The following is a 17,965-nucleotide window of genomic DNA, read 5'->3' as shown; positions in this document are numbered from 1 at the left end:
ACCAGCACCTTCTATGACGAAAAGGCTTACTTGCAGGCTTTGACGCGGCGTGGATCGACGTTGGTAGAAGCGCCGATGGAGGTCGTCACAGGTTGACGGACAGGCTCAGGGCGTGAGGGGGCAAGAAAATCAAAAGCCAGATCAAGATCAAACGCGAAAGCGAGGCGGCCTGACAGCCGACCTGATTTCGCGGATGTACTCATCCTTCTGTAGGAGCGAGCCTGCTCGCGAAAAATGTCCAGACAACGCGTTCATCCAGACAGGGCGCGTTATCGTTGACGTCCAACGTCGGAACGCCGCCCGGAGCATGCTCGCTCCTACAGGCCCCCTTTAAATCAGGGGAACCCCGTACCTCATCGCGTTTTCAAATCACTGTCGGCGCCACTTCCCGATCAGGCAAAGGCGCCATTGCAGAGGAAATCCCGATGAACCGTCGACTTCTGCTCCTGATCGCCAGCCTCATTCCCGGCCTGGCCGCCGCCGAAGGCTGTGACGTGCTGACGCGATCGCAAAGCGCTGCCGTTCCCGTGGTCGAGACTCACAGCTGTTATGAATACGAAGGCATGCCGGTCAATGCCATCGATTGGTCCTGCAGCAATGAGAGCAAGGACATGCTGGCCAGCACCAAGAAAAAGGTCGAACAGTGCGCCGATCACTATCAAGCGTCCTGCGTCGCCACGCTGACCCAGGAGTCCCTGGCCAACCCACACTCCACCAGCAAGGACAAGAACAGCACGTCACTGAACATTCCCGACAGCGCCAAGGTCACCACCTATTACTACGATGCCCAGCACATTGACCAGGCCAGGATCGATTGCGAGTCCGGTGGCGGACACTGGAAAGCCAGGTAGCGGCGAAAATTAAATGAACCCCGCGATTGCACGGCCACCTAACTGACTGACTATCAGGAGGTGGCTCATGCAAATAGAAACGCTATGGATCGTATCGGCGGCAGTGCTGCTGGCGCTTGAATTGTGGGCGATCAACCGGGTGCGCAAAAGCGCAGGGAACGCCAGCAACAAGGGGGTATGGATGGTGCTGATCGTGTTTGTGCCATTGATTGGCCTGGTACTGTGGGCCCTGGCAGGGCCCAAGCACGTTGCCCAGGCGTAATTCGGCGATTGGCGTCCTGGTGCCGGTTCGTCAGAAGTTCGCCGGGGTGTTCGCACTGATGATTTCCGCCTCATCCGCGCCGATGTTCCTGAACCGGTGCGGCAATGTCGTGGGGAAATAGTACCCGTCACCGGCATTGAGCACGCTGATCTGCCCGTCCACCGTCAGCTCGACGGTGCCACGGGTGACCAGCCCGCACTCTTCGCCTTCGGAATGCACGATCGGCTCTTCACCGGAACTGGCGCCCGGCGCGTATTGTTCGCGCAGTAGTCGCATCTGCCGGCTCGGCACGGACGCGCCGATCAGCAGCAGGCGCAGGCCGTGGCGGCCGAGGTCAGGCTGCTCGTTGGCGCGGAACACGTATTGATGCTCGCGTGGCGGTTGATCGAAGGTGAAGAAGTCGGCCAGGGACATGGGAATGCCTTCAAGCAGCTTTTTCAGCGAGCTGACGGAAGGACTGACGCGATTCTGTTCGATCAGGGAAATGGTGGCATTGGTGACGCCGCTACGCCGGGCCAGCTCGCGCTGGGACAGCTTGTAGCTTTCGCGTACTAATTTGAGTCGTGAGCCCGTGTCCATGACAGCCTTATGTGCTTGGTACGCAAGGGTAATGGGGGTGGAGAGCAGGCGTAGATCGCGCCGTTTTCCGGTCCCGGAAACGTTAAAGGCGGCTATTAAATCACGTTTGTGGGTGTTGCTGTAGGAGCTGCCGCAGGCTGCGATCTTTTGATCTTTTGATCGTCAAAAGCAAGATCAAACGATCGCAGCCTGCGGCAGCTCCTACAGGAGTACGGGGTGTTTCAGGTAAAAAGCCGGCAGTACCTGATTGGGGTGCCTGCCGGTGAGGTAAAGTCTAGATGCCGAAACGGTCTCGCAGCGAGTAGTACACGGCGCCGAGGGCGGTCAACGGAGCCGAGAAGGTGCGCCCGCCGATCATCGGCATGTGCGGCAAGGATGCAAACGCGTCAAACCGCTCGGCGTCGCCGCGGATCATTTCCGAGATCAGTTTACCGGCCAGGTGCGAGCACGTAACGCCGTGACCACTGTAGCCTTGCATGTAGTAGGCGTTTTTCTCGATACGGCCGAATTGCGGCATGCGCGACATGGTCAGCAGGAAATTGCCGGTCCAGCGGTAGTCGATCTTCACATCCTTCAACTGCGGGAAGGTCTTGAGGATCTTCGGGCGGATCAGTTGTTCGATGTCGTCCGGCTCACGGGCGCCGTAGACCACGCCGCCGCCGTAGAGCAGGCGGTTGTCGCGGGTCAGGCGGTAGTAATCGAGCAGGTAGTTGCAGTCTTCGACGCAATAGTTGTTGGTGATCAGGCTGCGGGCAACTTTTTCCGGCAACGGCTCGGTCACGACGATTTGCGAACCGCACGGCATGCTCTTGCTGGTTACGCGGTTGTCGAGGCCCTGTGGCAGGTAGGCGTTACCGGCGATCAGCAGGTACTTGGCCTTTACCACGCCTTTGGCGGTGCGCACGGTGATCGGCTCACCGTAGGTGATTTCCACCGCCGCCGATTGCTCGTAGATCTTGCCACCCAGGCCGATGATCGCCGAGGCTTCGCCGAGGGCCAGGTTCAGCGGATGAATGTGCCCGCCCTGCATGTCCAGCAGGCCACCGACGTAGGCATTGGAACCCACTTCGCGCTTGATGTCGGCCGCGTCGAGCATTTTCAGATTCTTGTTGCCGTAGCGCTCCCAGCTCTTCTTCTGCTCGGCCAGGCCCTTGAGTTGCTTTTTGTTCATCGCAGCGAAGATGCCACCGGGACGGTAGTCGCACTGGATGTCGTAGTGCTGTATGCGCTGACGAATGATGTCCGCGCCTTCGAAGATCATGCTGCCGAGGATTTCGGCGGTCTTGTCGCCGTAGCGCTCTTCGATGACATCGACGTCGCGGCTGTAGGAGTTGACCAATTGGCCGCCGTTGCGACCACTGGCGCCGAAGCCGACCTTGGCCGCTTCGAGCACGGTGACGCTATAGCCCGCTTCGGCGAGGAACAGCGCCGAGGACAGGCCGGTGTAGCCGGCGCCGATCACGCAGACGTCGCAGTCCACCGCCCCTTCCAGTACCGGGAAATCACCGGTGAAGTTGCGAGTGGCGGCGTAGTAGCTATTAACATGTGCTTGTTTCATAGGTTTCTCCGATGGGCACCGGCAAGAGGCCGGTGACCGTCGCTTCTTTATAGGTCTTAGAGCTTGATCCAGGTCGCCTTGAGTTCGGTGTACTTGTCGAACGCGTGCAGCGATTTGTCCCGACCGTTACCCGACTGCTTGAACCCGCCGAACGGCGCGGTCATGTCGCCGCCGTCGTACTGGTTGACCCAGACGCTGCCGGCACGCAGGCCACGGGCGAAGGTGTGGGCCTTGCTCAGGTTGCTGGTCCACACGCCGGCGGCCAGGCCGAAGATGCTGTCGTTGGCGATCGCCAGGGCTTCTTCAGCGGTGTCGAAGGTGATGACCGACAGCACCGGGCCAAAAATTTCTTCCCGGGCGATGGTCATGGCGTTGGTCACGCCGTCGAAAACCGCCGGCTCCACATACAGGCCACCGGTTTCTTCGAGGGTGCGCTGGCCGCCCGCGATCAACTCGGCGCCCTGTTCCCTGCCGATATCGATGTAGCGCAATACGTTGTCCAGTTGACGCTGGTCGACGACCGCGCCGACGGTGGTCGAAGGATCAAGCGCATGCCCCGGCTTCCAGGCTTGCAGGGCTTCCACCAACAATGGCATGAACTGCTCGCGGATCGAACGCTCCACCAGCAAGCGCGAACCGGCGGTGCAGACTTCGCCCTGGTTGAAGGCAATGCCGCTGGCTGCCGCTTGTGCCGCCGCGCGCAGGTCCGGCGCATCGGCAAACACCACGTTCGGACTCTTGCCCCCCGCTTCTGCCCAGACGCGTTTCATGTTGCTTTGCCCGGCGTAGATCATCAGTTGCTTGGCAATCGCCGTGGAGCCGGTGAAGGCCAGCACGTCGACGTCCATGTGTAACGCCAGCGCCTTGCCGACGGTGTGACCGTAGCCCGGCAAGACGTTGAAAACACCTTTCGGGATGCCCGCTTCCAGTGCCAGCTGCGCGATGCGAATGGCCGTCAGCGGCGACTTTTCCGAAGGCTTGAGGATGAACGAGTTACCTGCCGCCAGGGCCGGGGCGAATTTCCAGCTGGCCATGATCAGCGGGAAGTTCCACGGCACGATGGCCGCGACCACGCCGGCCGGTTCGCGCGTCACCAGGCCAAGCTGATCGCGGGGCGTGGCAGCGACTTCGTCGTAGATCTTGTCGATGGCTTCGGCGGTCCAGCGAATCGCGTTGGCGGTCGCCGGAATGTCGACGTTCATCGAGTCGCTGATCGGCTTGCCCATGTCGAGGGTTTCGAGCAGCGCGAGCTCTTCCTGGTTGGCCAGGATCAAGTCGGCGAAGCGGATCAGCACGCGCTTGCGCTCGGCCGGAGCCAGGTTGGCCCAGACGCCGGATTCGAAGGTGCGACGGGCAACGGCGACGGCGGCGTTGGCATCGGCTTCGTCGGTGCTGGCCACATTCGCCAGGAAACGACCGTCCACCGGGCTGATGCATTCGAACGTGGCGCCGCTGGCGGCTGCGCAGTATTGGCCGTCGATGAAGGCGCGGCTTTCGATGTTGAGGGACTGGAAGCGTTGCTCCCAGTCGCTGCGAGTGATTGTCATGGTTGTGACTCGACGCAGGGGAATATTGGATATCGGTGTGTCAGACGATGGGTGCTGACTGATCGACCGCCTTCGCTGGCAAGCCCGCTCCTACAGTTGCTCTATGCCGTTCATAGATGCCGCGCCCGACACACAACCCTGTAGGAGCTGGCTTGCCAGCGAAGGCTGTGCATCAGGCGACATCGACGAATCAGACGGTATGCAAGTACCAGTTGTACTCAAGGTCGGAGATGGAGTTCTCGAACTCGGCCAGCTCGCTTTCCTTGCACGCCACGAACACGTCGATGTACATCGGGTCGATATAACGGGCCATGACTTCGCTGTCGTCCAGCTCGCGCAGGGCATCACGCAGGTTGTTCGGCAGGCTCTGTTCGTTCTGCTCGTAGCTGTTGCCTTCCACCGGGGCGCCCGGTTCGATCTGGTTGGTCAGGCCGTGGTGCACGCCGGCCAGAACCGAAGCCATCAACAGGTACGGGTTGGCGTCGGCACCGGCCACGCGGTGCTCGATGCGCACGGCGTCCGGTGAACCGGTCGGTACGCGAACCGCTACGGTACGGTTGTCGACGCCCCAGCTCGGAGAGTTCGGCACGTAGAACTGCGCGCCGAAACGACGGTAAGAGTTGACGTTCGGGCAAAGGAACGCCATCTGCGCTGGCAGGGTCTCGAGCACACCGCCGATCGCGTGACGCAGCGCGGCGTTCTGCTCGGGATCCTCGCTGGCGAAGATGTTGTTGCCTTCCTTGTCGAGAATCGAAATGTGCACGTGCAGACCGTTACCCGCCTGGCCTGGGTACGGCTTGGCCATGAAGGTGGTGTCCATCTCGTGGTCGTAGGCGATGTTTTTCACCAGACGCTTGAGCAACACCGCGTAGTCGCAGGCCTTTATAGGGTCGGCCACGTGGTGCAGGTTGACTTCGAACTGCGCCGGGGCGCTTTCCTTGACAATGGCGTCAGCCGGGATGCCCTGCTCTTTCGCGCCTTCGAGGATGTCCTGCAGGCAGTCGACGTATTCGTCGAGGTCGTCGATCAGGTACACCTGGGTCGACATCGGACGCTTGCCGGACACCGGCGAACGCGGCGACTGTGGACGACCGTTCACGTTGTCCTGGTCGATCAGGTAGAACTCCAGTTCGAACGCGGCGCAGATGGTCAGGCCCATGTCGTCGAACTTGCGCACCACATTAGCCAACACTTCGCGCGGGTCGGCGAAGAACGGCTGGCCTTCGAGTTCGTGCATGGTCATCAGCAGTTGCGCGGTTGGGCGCTTCTGCCATGGCTCGATGCTCAGGGTGCCAGGGATCGGATAGCAGATCCGGTCGGAGTCGCCAATGTCCAGGCCCAGGCCGGTGCTTTCCACCGTGGAGCCATTGATGTCCAGCGCAAACAGGGACGCCGGCAGGTTGATGCCTTTCTCGTAAACCTTATGAAGACTGGTGCGTTCGATGCGCTTGCCGCGCACCACACCGTTCATATCCGCAATCAGAAGGTCGACGTACAAAACCTCAGGATATTTCTTAAGGAATGCGTTTGCTTCGTTGAGTTGAACGGTACGCAGAGGGACCGACATGATGCACCTATTAGCTGTTAATTATTATGTTCACCGCCCTTTCACGTAGCCAGTCAATCCGAAAGGCAAAGTGAAGTCAATAGCGAACACTCAGCCTTTAAGCGTTTATTTTCGGGCCTCTCAGAGGCACGAGAGTGCCAGATCATCCTTGAAACACGCGTAAATCCTCGTCTTCAGACGTGCGGCGTTTAGAATTTTTTACATGAGAGTTGTTAATTAAAATCAACAAGGCTAAGCTCCGGAAAAGCTCGTTCAAGTGTGAAACTTCGAGGTGATAAAAATGGCATTCAAGCCATTGATCGGCGTTACTGCATGCGTCAAACAGATTGGCCTGCACCCCTACCACATCAGCGGTGACAAGTACTTGCGTGCTGTCAGCGTTGCCGCGCTGGGGCTGCCCGTGGTCATTCCTTCCCTGGGCGACCTGACCGAAATCGAAGACCTGCTACCGCAGCTCGACGGTCTGTTGCTGACCGGCTCGCCGTCGAATGTGGAGCCCTTCCACTATCAAGGCCCCGCCAGCGCTCCCGGCACCGAACACGATCCCCAGCGGGATCAAACCACCCTCCCCCTGATTCGCGCGGCGATTGCCGCCGGCGTTCCGGTGCTCGGCATCTGCCGCGGCTTTCAGGAGATGAACGTGGCGTTCGGTGGCAGCCTGCATCAGAAGGTCCATGAACTGCCCGGCTTGCTCGATCATCGTGAAGCCGACCATCCCGACCTCGCGGTGCAATACGCACCGGCGCACGCCGTCGATGTGCAGCCCGGTGGTGTGTTCCAGGCGCTGGACCTGCCCCCGCAGTTCCAGGTCAATTCGATTCACAGCCAGGGCATCGACCGACTCGCGCCCGGCCTGCGCGCCGAAGCACTCGCGCCGGACGGCTTGATCGAAGCGGTCTCGGTGGAGCACAGCAAGGCCTTTGCCCTCGGCGTGCAATGGCACCCGGAATGGCAGGTCCTTGAAAACCCGCCGTACCTGAAAATTTTCCAGGCGTTTGGTGACGCATGCCGACAACGGGCGGCGCTGCGTAACGCACGCTGACGTAACAATCGATCAATCCATTTACTGCCCCCGTGGGTGGCGGGCGAGCCTTTGCGCGCCCGCCGCCCACGACAACAACACACTGCAATAACAACAAGTACCGCAGCCAGGAAGGCGGCACCGGATAAACCCGGACGGGGCATCCAGCGCAATCCCCTGTAGGAGCTGGCGAAGCCTGCGATCTTTTGATCTTGATTTTGAAAAGCAAAGTCAAAAGATCGCAGGCTTCGCCAGCTCCTACAGGGATCGCGACCCACTGACCGCTCGGGTTTGCAATCAACTATTAAGCCAGGCCGCGTTGGCCCGGCGAACGAAACCTGTTGGGAGTTTCACATGGCAAACGCCTCCAGCATCTACAGGAAGGCTCTTGAAGGTCACCAGGCACCGAAAAAGGTGTTGGTGAAAGTCGACCGCGTCACCAAGAAGTTCGACGAGACCACCGCAGTGGACGATGTGTCCCTGGAAATCCATCAGGGTGAAATCTTTGCCCTGCTCGGTGGTTCCGGTTCCGGTAAATCGACGCTGCTGCGCATGCTCGCCGGCTTCGAGCGCCCGACTGAAGGGCGCATCCTGCTCGACGGCGTGGACATCACCGACATGCCGCCGTACGAGCGGCCGATCAACATGATGTTCCAGTCCTATGCCCTGTTCCCGCACATGACCGTGGCGCAGAACATCGCCTTCGGCCTCAAGCAGGACCGGTTGCCCGCCAGTGAAATCGATGCCCGCGTCGAAGAAATGCTGCGCCTGGTGCACATGACCCAGTACGCCAGGCGCAAGCCGCATCAGTTGTCCGGCGGTCAGCGTCAGCGCGTGGCATTGGCCCGCTCCCTGGCCAAACGTCCAAAGCTGTTGCTGCTCGACGAACCGATGGGTGCGCTGGACAAAAAACTGCGCTCACAAATGCAGCTGGAGCTGGTCGAGATCATCGAGCGCGTCGGCGTGACCTGCGTCATGGTGACCCACGACCAGGAAGAAGCCATGACCATGGCCCAGCGTATTGCGATCATGCACCTGGGCTGGATCGCCCAGATCGGCAGCCCGGTGGACATCTATGAAGCGCCAGTCAGCCGCATGGTCTGCGAATTCATCGGCAACGTGAACGCCTTCGAAGGCACCGTGGTGGAAGACCTGGAAGGTCACGCGATCATTCACAGCACGGATCTGGAGCAGAAGATCTACGTCGGTCACGGCGTCAGCACCTCGGTGCAGGACAAGTCGATCACCTACGCCATTCGCCCGGAAAAACTGCTGGTCAGCACCACCAAGCCCGACACCCGCTACAACTGGTCCAGCGGCACCGTGCATGACATCGCCTACCTCGGCGGCCACTCGGTGTTCTACGTCAAGCTGCCTGGTGGCAAGGTCGTGCAATCGTTCATGGCCAACGCCGAACGCCGTGGCGCACGTCCGACCTGGGACGATCAGGTCTACGTGTGGTGGGAAGACGACAGCGGCGTGGTACTGCGCGCATGAGAACCTTCAATCAGCAATTCCTGCGCCTGGTGCCCAGCGGACGAAAACTGGTCATCGGCATCCCGTTCCTGTGGCTGTGCCTGTTCTTCATGCTGCCGTTTTTCCTGGTGATGAAGATCAGCTTCTCGGAAGCAGCCCTGGCCATTCCGCCCTACTCGGAGATCTACACTTACGCCGAGCAGAAATTCAATCTGCTGCTCAACATCGGCAACTACACGTTGCTGGGCGAAGATGAGCTGTACCTCTCGGCTTACCTGGGTTCGTTGAAGGTTGCGCTGTTCAGTACGCTGATGTGCCTGGTGATCGGTTTTCCGATGGCCTATGCCATTACCAAGGCAAGCAAGGAAGCACAGAACGTGCTGATGCTGCTGATTATGATGCCGACCTGGACCGCGATCCTGATCCGCGTTTATGCGTGGATGGGCATCCTCAGCAACAACGGCCTGCTCAACGGCTTTTTGATGTGGACCGGGCTGACCGATCACCCGATCGAGATCCTCAACACCAACACCGCCGTCTATATAGGGGTCGTTTACGCTTACCTGCCGTTCATGATCCTGCCGCTGTACGCCAACCTGGTCAAACACGACCAGAGCCTGCTGGAAGCGGCATCGGATTTGGGTTCGAGCACCTTCAACAGCTTCTGGAAAATCACCGTGCCGTTGGCCAAGAACGGCATCATCGCCGGGTGCATGCTGGTGTTCATTCCGGTGGTCGGTGAGTTCGTGATTCCGGAGCTGTTGGGCGGTCCCGAGACCCTGATGATCGGCCGAGTGCTGTGGCAGGAGTTCTTCAATAACCGCGACTGGCCGGTGGCGTCCGCCCTGGCGGTGGTGATGCTGTTGATTCTGATCGTGCCGATTCTGCTGTTCAACCGCAGCCAGGCCAAAGAGATGGAGGCACGGGGATGAAACGCTTCGGATTTTCAAAGTTCATGCTGATTTTCGGCCTGTCGTTTATCTACCTGCCGATGCTGATCCTGGTGATCTACTCGTTCAACGCCTCCAAGCTGGTGACGGTGTGGGGTGGCTGGTCGTTCAAATGGTACGCCGGCCTGCTCGACAACTCGCAACTGATGGGCTCGGTGGTGCGTTCGCTGGAAATCGCCTGCTACACCGCGATTGCAGCGGTGGCGCTGGGGACATTGGCAGCATTCGTGCTGACCCGCGTCACGCGCTTCAAGGGCCGCACGCTGTTCGGTGGCCTGGTGACCGCGCCGCTGGTGATGCCGGAAGTGATCACCGGTCTGTCGTTGTTGCTGCTGTTCGTGGCGATGGCGCAGTTGATCGGCTGGCCGATGGAGCGTGGCATCGTCACGATCTGGATCGCCCACACCACGTTTTGTGCCGCCTACGTTGCAGTGGTAGTCTCCGCGCGCCTTCGCGAGCTGGACCTGTCCATCGAGGAAGCGGCCATGGACCTGGGTGCGAAACCGTTCAAGGTGTTTTTCCTGATCACCATCCCGATGATCGCGCCGTCACTGGCGGCCGGCGGCATGATGTCGTTTGCCCTGTCGCTGGATGACCTGGTATTGGCAAGCTTCGTCTCGGGCCCGGGTTCCACCACCCTGCCGATGGAAGTGTTCTCGGCGGTGCGCCTGGGCGTGAAGCCGGAGATCAATGCCGTGGCCAGCCTGATCCTGTTGGCCGTGTCGATCGTGACCTTCATGGTCTGGTACTTCAGCCGTCGTGCCGAAGCCAGCCGTAAACGGGCGATCCAGGAAGCGATGGACCAGACCGCCAGCGAATCCTGGCAACAACCGAAAAAGCCAATGGTCGGAGCAACGGCCTAGCACCACCCCCTGTAGGAGCGAGCATGCTCGCGATGGACGTCAACGATGTCGCGGGAAACCTGAATCAACGCGGCGTCCTTGAGTTTTTCGTCGGAACGCCGCCCGGAGCAGGCTCGCTCCTACAAGGATTTGAATAAGAAAAGATATGGAGTTGTACCGATGAAAATGTTTGGCAGGACTCTGCTGACACTGTCCTTATTGGGCGCGATCGCCTCGGGCGCCCAGGCCAATGACAAGGTTCTGCGCGTCTATAACTGGTCGGATTACATTGCCCCGGACACCGTCAAGAAGTTCGAAGACGAGACCGGCATCCGCGTGACCTACGATGTCTTCGACAGTAACGAAACCCTTGAAGCTCGCCTGCTGGCGGGTAAGTCCGGCTACGACATCGTCGTGCCGTCCAACAGTTTCCTGGCCAAGCAGATCAAGGCCGGGGTCTATCAGGAGCTGGACAAGTCGAAGCTGCCCAACTGGCAGAACCTCAATCCGGTGCTGCTGAAAAACGCCTCCGCCAGCGACCCGGACAACGCCCATGCCTTCCCGTACATGTGGGGCTCGATCGGCATCGGTTTCAACCCGCAGAAGGTCAAGGAAGTGCTTGGCGCCAACGCCCCGACCAACTCCTGGGACCTGCTGTTCAAACCGGAAAATGCTGAAAAACTCAAAGCCTGCGGCATCAGTTTCCTCGACTCGCCCACGGAGATGATCCCGGCCGCCCTGCACTACCTGGGCTACCCGGTGAACGACAAGGACAAGGCGCACATCGCCGAAGCCGAAGCACTGTTCATGAAAATCCGCCCATCGGTGGCGTACTTCCATTCCTCGAAGTACATCTCGGACCTGGCCAACGGCAACATCTGCGTGGCCGTCGGTTACTCCGGCGATGTGCTGCAGGCCAAGGCTCGCGCCCAGGAAGCCGGGGACAAGGTGAAGATCGACTACAGCATCCCGAAAGAAGGCGCCGGCAGTTTCTACGACATGGTCGCCATCCCGCGCGATGCCGCCAACGTCGAGAACGCCTACCTGTTCATGAACTTCCTGATGCGCCCGGACATCATTGCCGAGATCACCAACAACATCGGCTACAGCAACGCCAATGCGGCCGCAACGCCGTTGGTGGATGAGGCGATTCGCAATGAGCCGGGCTCGTATCCGCCCGAAGCGGTGATGGCAACCTTGTATGCCATTCCTGACCAGCCGATTGCGGTACAGCGGATCATGACCCGGGGTTGGACCAAGGTGAAACTCGGCCAGTAACCCTACTGAGGATCGTTCCCACGCGCTGCGTGGGAACGATCACATCGCAGCACCATTACATTCATGCAGCGCCTTACCACCGCTGCATCCCTCACCTGGCTCCTCGGTTAAGGTGAAGTTTGGCGCCCTCGGGCGCCTTTTTTTTGGATCAAACACCGCCCAACGGCCACTCGGCCAACGCCCGATAGCGGCCCTTGTGCGATTCGAACAACGCAAAGCGATCAGCACGCAGGACAAACTCGGGTGGCGTGGCGGACTCCGGCACCGGCGCCCGATAGTCACGCGCCAGGGTCAAATGCGGGCGAAATTCCCGTGGCGCATCTTCCAGGCCAAAGGGCAACATGGCCTGCTCCAGGTCATACACCAGCCGCAACAACGCGGGCGATGCCTGCCCGGGTGCCAACACCAAGACCCCTGCCCTGCGCCAGACATCCAGTCGATCGAGCTCCACGGTCAAGCGTTCGCCCGGCGTTCGCACAGACGCGGCAGCCGTGCAGATATCGGCAATCTGCGCGATCGCGACCGCCCCCAGAAACTTCAAGGTCAAATGAAAGTTCTCGACCGGCACCGCACGCCCGCTGCGCAGTTGCAAGGCGCTGCGCCACTGGGCGATGGCCTTGCGTTGCGCCGGCGCGCAGCCGAGCGCGAAAAACAAGCGCTTGAACGGCTCATGGGTTTCGTCATTCATGCCAGATATCTCTGCCGGAAATAACCTGAGTCTACAACCTGCAAGGCCGCTTCTGGCGTCTGCCGGCATGCACGTTATAGTTGATGCAAGCGAACCAACCGGAGGGAAGCATGCGACAGATCCTCAGTAAGGAACCCTGGTGGGCCAAGCCCCCTGAACCCGGTCAGGACGAGCTCAAGCTGGAATGGGGCTGGCTGGTGCATTACAGCGAAGGCGAGCCGCGTTTCGAGTTTGTCCGCGAGCGACCGACCGATGACGAAATCCGCAACCGCAAGAGTTGCCGGATCACCCCGGCGGCGGAGTGAGCCAGCGGTTCGGATCAAGCCTTCACGATCATTTCGAAACCGCCGAAAATCATCCTTTGACCGTCGAATGGCATGGGATTGACGTCCGGTTGCACCCGCGGATCGCTCATCAGTTTCGCCATCCCGGCGTCGCGCGTGGGCTTGTCCGGCCAGACGATCCAGGAAAACACCACGGTTTCGTCCTCTTTTAGTTTCACCGCCATGGGAAACGAGGTCACCTTGCCGTCAGGCACGTCGTCGCCCCAGCACTCGGCGAGGCTGAGCGCGCCGTTCTCGATGAAAATGGCAGCGGCCATCTCGGCGTGCTTGCGGAATTTTTCGCGGTTGGCAGTGGGTACGGCAATGACAAAGCCATCAACATAGGACATGAGATTCTCCTTGGGTCATGGGTTGATCTGTTGATTAGTCGACTGGGTCGGGCTCCAATCGACAGACCCTGGGTCCGTACCGACCGACGGTTGGGCGCTTTGCGCCAGGCTCCCCTCTATCTGCGAGGCCATGTACAAGGTGCCTGCCATCACGCCGGTGGTCGGGTTCTGCAGCAGCTTGGTCCAGGCCTTGTCGAATGTGTTGCCCAGGCTGCTGCGGATCAACGCTTCGCTGTCCGGTCGGTCGTTGGCCTGGATGATCGCCCGAACGCCCGCAACGCCGACGGAAATCAACGCGCCGGCCAACTTGCCCGCTGCCGCCGCAACCGCGCTGGCCGCCCCGCGCGGGGCCATCTCGGCTTCAATGCGTTGACTGGCGCGCTTGGCTACCGGTGCCATGGCAGTGTCCGTCGAGCCTACACCCTTGTCGCCACCGGCTTTGTGGACCTTGTCGACCAGCGCGGCGTACGCCGGCAACGCGCTCAACTGCTCAGCGTGCACCACCTGGAACAGCGAGGCGTCCCTGGCGGGTGGCGGCCCGAGGGCAATCGCGGGAATTTTGCGGATGCGACCATTGAGCTGAGCCATCGGCACGCCATGACGCTGGGAAATTTTCTGCAGTTCTTCCTTCATTATGTCCAGGTAGAACGCCGCTGCCAGGGTGAGAATCGCATCCGGATCCACTTCAAGCGCCGCCGGAGCCAGCACCTTTTCCTGGTACTTCTCCAGCAGATACGCTGCCAGGCGTTTCTCCGTGGCATCCTGCTCGCCCTTGGCACTGATGGTGTACCAACTGACCTTCATCGATAACCATTCCTGGGTCCAGTAACTGCTGAACCAGGGGATGAAGTTTTCTTCGGTCAGCTGATATACCCGGGTGCGCCAGTAATCCATGGCGCCGTGGGCGTAGATTTTGGCCTGTTCGGTGGCCGACTGCGACGCATCGATAATCTCCCGATCCACCTGCTGCCAGGTGCTTGGAGAAATCATGATTTGCGGCACCTCCACCGGCGCAGGCGGAGCCGTGACGCATCCCGCCAACACTACCAGCACGGCGACGATCAGCGAACGAAGGTTCAAGATCGCGGCTCCTGAAGTGTGAGCCGAACGGGAGGTTCGGCGCTCTGAGGCCCCTGGTTTGAGTATAGGTGGCGGCGGTTAGCCGCTCAGAATTGATGGTGCTCTTGAGGCCGCCATCGCGGGCAAGCCCGCTCCCACAATGGTTACAGGTGTACACAACAATCGTGTTCCAACCCAATCCCCTGTAGGAGCGGGCTTGCCCGCTATGGGGCCTTCAGAAACACCCACAACGTCAGACCATCACTCCCATCGATATTCACCATCGCCACGATTGCCTTCCGCCAGCCGACCGTCAGCGTAGGATCAACTTCAACCCAACACAAAACCCTGTAGCGGAGGGTAGAACCATGCTGATCCATCTCCTGACCTGCCTGGCCCTGACGGCCTTCACGTTAAGCGTATTCGGCTGGTTCTTTCTCTCTGAGGAGCGCACGTCATGATCACCAACGTCACCTTGGCCGTGAGCTTTCCGGTGTTCGGCAACAACTACTACTCGCAGCAATTCGAGTCTCGTAAGGTATTGACCCTGATGTTCGACGAAAAATTCGAGGCACTGCTGATTCCGGCAGCCGGTCATCACTTCAATAACGAAGTCATCGGTCTCAACGATCAGTTCCGCTTTCTCAATGACGTATTGGCCGAGCACCTGCTGGCAACCGAAGTCGCCTCTAGCGCCCGCCGGCATCAATACTTCTGAGAAGCTGACCCAGCCCCTCGGCAAAACAGGTCGGCTTTTCCAACGAAAAATGCCTCAGCAATCGACTGTTTTCGGCGCGCGAGTGCCTGATGTCACCGGATCGCGGCGCATCGTAGGTCAGCGAAAGCGGCCAACCCAGCAGTTCGCCCAGCATCGTCGCCAGATCGTTCAAGCTGGTGGAGCGGTTAAACCCGACATTGATCGGTTCATTACGCGGTTTTGATTCAGTGACCGCCTGTACCAGGATCTTGACCAGATCATTGACATAGACGAAGTCCCTTGTTTGCTCTCCATCACCATAAACGGTGATGGGGAGTTTTTTTTGTGCCCGTTCGCTGAAAATACTGATGACGCCGGAATAAGGCGACGAAGGATCCTGGCGCGGTCCATAAATATTGAAGAAGCGCAGGATGATCGGTTCCAGTCCGTGTTGGCGTCGATAGAAATCAAGGAAGTGTTCGCTGGCCAGCTTGTCGGCGGCATAGGGCGTCAGGGGATTTTTTGGCGTGTCTTCATTGATCGCGGTGCCTTCGCCGTTGTTGCCGTAAATCGCCGCGCTGGAGGCGTAGACCACTCGTTTTATACCCGCCTCGCGCATGGCTTCACAGATATTGAGCGTGCCGACGAAGTTGCTCTGGTGCGTGGCGATCGGGTCGTCGACCGAGGCCTGCACCGACGCCACCGCCGCCAGGTGGACCACCGCGGTACAGTCTTTCATGGCGCGCGCCACCGTCGGCGCATCGGCGACGTCGCCCACGACCAACGTCAGATGACAACGATCAATCGGCAAATTGGATAATTTTCCGGTGGAAAGATCGTCCAGGACCCGAACGCTGTAACCGTGTTCGAGCAGGGCTTCGACAAGGTGCGAGCCGATGAAGCCGGCGCCACCGGTAACCAGAATTCGCTCAGCAGTCATCATTATTGAGCCTCCGATACGCGGATGCTGGGGTTTTGTGGTCGATCCATTGCAATCAAGTCCCCTAATTGGTTGATGAACTCACGGCTGTCACTGAGCAGTTGTGGCCAGTCAGTGGGAAAACGAACATTCAACGGCAATTGATCAATGCGCCAACGAGGCGACAGCGGCTGATCAAACCGCGCGGCGACCTGCAAGCCCATTTCGCTGGCAGCGAACGGCCCGCGCAATACTGTTGGCGTGCGACCGGCGCTGTCGACTGCCTGGACCACATGAGCGCTCAACCACTCGCCGTCCGGCATGCGTACCCGCAGCGGTTGACCAATAGCGGCGTAGCTGATGTTCAACGGTTCCAGATAAATCCACAGCAGCGGGTCTTCCAGTCGCTCGATGCGCATCAGCAATGTGCCAGCACCGACGTTCTCGCCGGGATTGACCAGTACTTCCGCCACGCGTCCACTTTGCGCGGCGTTGATCGGTAGCGCGGCAAGGCGAGTCTTCAACCACTGTTGCTCGGCCTGCTGTTGGATAACATCGCGCTCAACGCTCAACGGCGCCTGGTTAGCCAATTGTTCACGGCGCTCGAATGCCAGCAGGTCCGCCCTGAAACCGTCGAGTTCGGATTTGGCCGTCAACACTTCACCGGGAGACACGGCACCTCGATAAACCAGGTCTTCGAGCACCTTCACCCGCTCCTGCGCGCGGCCTATGCGGGTCTGCAGCAATGCCCGTTCACTGCCGCCCAATTTGGTATTGAGCGCAGGCTTGGTATTGGTCGGCATGGCGGCCAGTTGCGATAGCCTGGCGCGCCATTCCGGGTTGTCGAGATTCACCAGGGGCTGGTCAGCCCGGACCTGATCACCGGCCTTGACGAACAGTTGCTCGACCCGACCGGTATCACGCGCACGCACCTCAAGAATCGGCAGGCGCAACTGCGCCGGCGCATCGATCATCAGCATGCCGTAGGCCAACTTGCCACCTAGCCAGATCAACGGGCTGGCGACCAACAGCAGGATCAGGTACCAGCGCACGCGGAACGCCATGCGTTTGCCCGGCGCGTAGAGTACGGTCAAACCCTGCTCCTGAGTCGGACTCAATTCTTTACGACTATCGAAACGAATCTTCATGACGGCTCACCGTTTTGGAAAGTCTCGCCAGGCTTGCCAGTCGATGCCGGCAATCCCCAGGGGTTGCAGTTGCTCACGCCAGACATTGCTCTGGTGTTGCAACTGTTCGGTCGACGCGCCGGCCCAGGATTCCGTGGCATCCAGTTGCGGCTCTGTGCTTTGGGCGAGGCGAAATTGCAGTTCGGGCCAGCGCCGGGCAATCTGCTCTGCCATCCGAGCGCTGTTTTTCGGGTTGCGGGTGTAGATCATCAGGCTGACCTGACGTACGCCAGCGTCAGGCAGCCCGCATGGCACGCAGGTCTGTCCGGCCTTGGTGACCGCGAACCAGCGATGATGGCTGGAAATCTCGACCGGCCATGGGCTCTCCCGGGAAGCCAAGCGCAACGTGTCGAGCAGGTCCTGCAAGCGCTGATCGGGTACCGGCACGCCCAGTTGCTCGACTTCCAGGTCCAGGTGCAGACTGCTGAAGGGCAGTCCCTTGAACTTGCCCAGCAAATCGGTGAGTTGATGGCGTTCCTGCGGCTTGAGCCACTCCGGGTCGCCGAGTAACAGACTCACTTGTATGCCTTGGTTGGCCGCCTCCGGCAGCAACTGCTCCAGGCGTTGGCGCGTCGCGGCCAGGTCCTTGATCTGGGTGCCCTTGAGGCCAAGATAGATCTTGTCCATCCCCGCCTTGCGCAGTGCACCCAGTTCACCCGCCCGTTGCCCGGGATCGAGCAACGCCTCGCTGTCCCAGACATAGCTGGCCTGGGACCACTTTTGCGATTGCGCCGCTTCAAGCGTCATGGGCAGTACCGCCAGCATCATAGGGGGCATCCACAGCGTCAGGGCCAGGAGTAAGGTTCGCATG

Annotated in this window: 19 protein-coding genes; 9 read left to right on the top strand and 10 right to left on the bottom strand. The window is 59.9% G+C overall.

The window, feature by feature from the left end; translation table 11 throughout:
- The first annotated feature begins 425 nt into the window (after positions 1 to 425).
- Together CGA21_RS28450 and CGA21_RS28445 are read left to right on the top strand one after the other, a co-directional pair.
- A complete protein-coding gene (locus CGA21_RS28450) occupies positions 426 to 851 on the top strand; it encodes a hypothetical protein (protein ID WP_083349273.1) in 426 nt (141 codons plus the stop codon).
- Between the two features lie 67 nt (positions 852 to 918).
- Positions 919 to 1,113 (top strand): PLDc N-terminal domain-containing protein, encoded by a 195-nt coding sequence (locus CGA21_RS28445; protein WP_020798446.1) that lies wholly within the window; start codon positions 919 to 921, stop codon positions 1,111 to 1,113.
- A gap of 30 nt (positions 1,114 to 1,143) precedes the next feature.
- Here the strand turns inward: CGA21_RS28445 and CGA21_RS28440 are convergent, their stop codons facing one another.
- The 4 genes from CGA21_RS28440 to CGA21_RS28425 form a co-directional block, all read right to left on the bottom strand.
- Positions 1,144 to 1,692, bottom strand: a complete 549-nt coding sequence (locus tag CGA21_RS28440) for a cupin domain-containing protein (RefSeq protein ID WP_007895886.1) — start codon at positions 1,690 to 1,692, stop codon at positions 1,144 to 1,146.
- Between the two features lie 274 nt (positions 1,693 to 1,966).
- The gene (locus CGA21_RS28435) at positions 1,967 to 3,250 is read right to left on the bottom strand and encodes an NAD(P)/FAD-dependent oxidoreductase (protein ID WP_188265566.1); all 1,284 of its coding nucleotides are present in this window, start codon (positions 3,248 to 3,250) and stop codon (positions 1,967 to 1,969) included.
- A gap of 56 nt (positions 3,251 to 3,306) precedes the next feature.
- A complete protein-coding gene (locus CGA21_RS28430; RefSeq protein WP_110755178.1) occupies positions 3,307 to 4,797 on the bottom strand; it encodes an aldehyde dehydrogenase in 1,491 nt (496 codons plus the stop codon).
- 190 nt (positions 4,798 to 4,987) lie between these two features.
- Positions 4,988 to 6,364, bottom strand: a complete 1,377-nt coding sequence (locus tag CGA21_RS28425) for a glutamine synthetase family protein (RefSeq protein ID WP_083349274.1) — start codon at positions 6,362 to 6,364, stop codon at positions 4,988 to 4,990.
- Between the two features lie 280 nt (positions 6,365 to 6,644).
- Here CGA21_RS28425 and CGA21_RS28420 point away from each other — a divergent pair, with 280 nt between their 5' ends.
- The 5 genes from CGA21_RS28420 (at position 6,645) to CGA21_RS28400 (ending at position 11,931) form a co-directional block, all read left to right on the top strand.
- Positions 6,645 to 7,406 (top strand): gamma-glutamyl-gamma-aminobutyrate hydrolase family protein, encoded by a 762-nt coding sequence (locus tag CGA21_RS28420; protein ID WP_188265565.1) that lies wholly within the window; start codon positions 6,645 to 6,647, stop codon positions 7,404 to 7,406.
- Between the two features lie 333 nt (positions 7,407 to 7,739).
- A complete protein-coding gene (potA, locus tag CGA21_RS28415) occupies positions 7,740 to 8,882 on the top strand; it encodes a polyamine ABC transporter ATP-binding protein (protein WP_110755180.1) in 1,143 nt (380 codons plus the stop codon).
- 29 nt (positions 8,883 to 8,911) lie between these two features.
- Positions 8,912 to 9,793 (top strand): ABC transporter permease subunit, encoded by an 882-nt coding sequence (locus CGA21_RS28410; protein ID WP_171017102.1) that lies wholly within the window; start codon positions 8,912 to 8,914, stop codon positions 9,791 to 9,793.
- Entirely contained in the window at positions 9,790 to 10,674 is an 885-nt protein-coding gene (locus tag CGA21_RS28405; RefSeq protein ID WP_110755182.1) for an ABC transporter permease subunit, read from the top strand. Before CGA21_RS28410 ends, CGA21_RS28405 begins: the two co-directional genes overlap by 4 nt.
- 159 nt (positions 10,675 to 10,833) lie before the next feature.
- Complete coding sequence (locus CGA21_RS28400; RefSeq protein WP_110755183.1) at positions 10,834 to 11,931, top strand: polyamine ABC transporter substrate-binding protein; 1,098 nt, start codon at positions 10,834 to 10,836, stop codon at positions 11,929 to 11,931.
- A gap of 148 nt (positions 11,932 to 12,079) precedes the next feature.
- Here CGA21_RS28400 and thpR read toward each other — a convergent pair whose 3' ends face one another.
- Positions 12,080 to 12,619: an RNA 2',3'-cyclic phosphodiesterase gene (gene thpR / locus CGA21_RS28395; RefSeq protein ID WP_110755209.1), complete on the bottom strand. Its 540-nt coding sequence runs from the start codon at positions 12,617 to 12,619 to the stop codon at positions 12,080 to 12,082.
- A gap of 110 nt (positions 12,620 to 12,729) precedes the next feature.
- On the opposite strand from thpR, the gene CGA21_RS28390 reads away from it, so the two are divergent.
- Positions 12,730 to 12,924: a hypothetical protein gene (locus CGA21_RS28390; protein ID WP_008063752.1), complete on the top strand. Its 195-nt coding sequence runs from the start codon at positions 12,730 to 12,732 to the stop codon at positions 12,922 to 12,924.
- A gap of 14 nt (positions 12,925 to 12,938) precedes the next feature.
- Here the strand turns inward: CGA21_RS28390 and CGA21_RS28385 are convergent, their stop codons facing one another.
- Positions 12,939 to 13,292 (bottom strand): DUF1428 domain-containing protein, encoded by a 354-nt coding sequence (locus CGA21_RS28385; RefSeq protein ID WP_110755210.1) that lies wholly within the window; start codon positions 13,290 to 13,292, stop codon positions 12,939 to 12,941.
- A 15-nt stretch (positions 13,293 to 13,307) separates the two neighbouring features.
- On the bottom strand, positions 13,308 to 14,372 hold the full coding sequence (locus CGA21_RS28380) for a hypothetical protein (RefSeq protein WP_188265564.1): 1,065 nt from the start codon (positions 14,370 to 14,372) through the stop codon (positions 13,308 to 13,310).
- 436 nt (positions 14,373 to 14,808) lie between these two features.
- Here CGA21_RS28380 and CGA21_RS28375 point away from each other — a divergent pair, with 436 nt between their 5' ends.
- Positions 14,809 to 15,069 carry a hypothetical protein gene (locus CGA21_RS28375; RefSeq protein ID WP_110755212.1) on the top strand — a complete coding sequence of 87 codons (261 nt, stop codon included), beginning with the start codon at positions 14,809 to 14,811 and terminating at the stop codon, positions 15,067 to 15,069.
- Here the strand turns inward: CGA21_RS28375 and CGA21_RS28370 are convergent.
- Genes CGA21_RS28370 through CGA21_RS28360 form a run of 3 tightly spaced genes read right to left on the bottom strand, consistent with a single transcriptional unit; the run spans position 15,041 to position 17,964 of the window.
- On the bottom strand, positions 15,041 to 15,988 hold the full coding sequence (locus CGA21_RS28370) for an NAD-dependent epimerase/dehydratase family protein (protein ID WP_188265567.1): 948 nt from the start codon (positions 15,986 to 15,988) through the stop codon (positions 15,041 to 15,043). The genes CGA21_RS28375 and CGA21_RS28370 overlap by 29 nt on opposite strands.
- Positions 15,989 to 15,990: 2 nt before the next feature.
- A complete protein-coding gene (locus CGA21_RS28365) occupies positions 15,991 to 17,115 on the bottom strand; it encodes an HlyD family secretion protein (RefSeq protein ID WP_188265563.1) in 1,125 nt (374 codons plus the stop codon).
- 6 nt (positions 17,116 to 17,121) lie between these two features.
- Complete coding sequence (locus CGA21_RS28360) at positions 17,122 to 17,964, bottom strand: hypothetical protein (protein WP_188265562.1); 843 nt, start codon at positions 17,962 to 17,964, stop codon at positions 17,122 to 17,124.
- Between the last annotated feature and the right edge of the window lies 1 nt (position 17,965).

Origin of the sequence: Pseudomonas sp. PSB11, assembly GCF_014596605.1 — a bacterium.
GTDB lineage: Bacteria > Pseudomonadota > Gammaproteobacteria > Pseudomonadales > Pseudomonadaceae > Aquipseudomonas > Aquipseudomonas umsongensis.
Note: the sequence above shows the minus strand (reverse complement) of the source record. Positions and strands in the feature narration are given on the sequence as shown.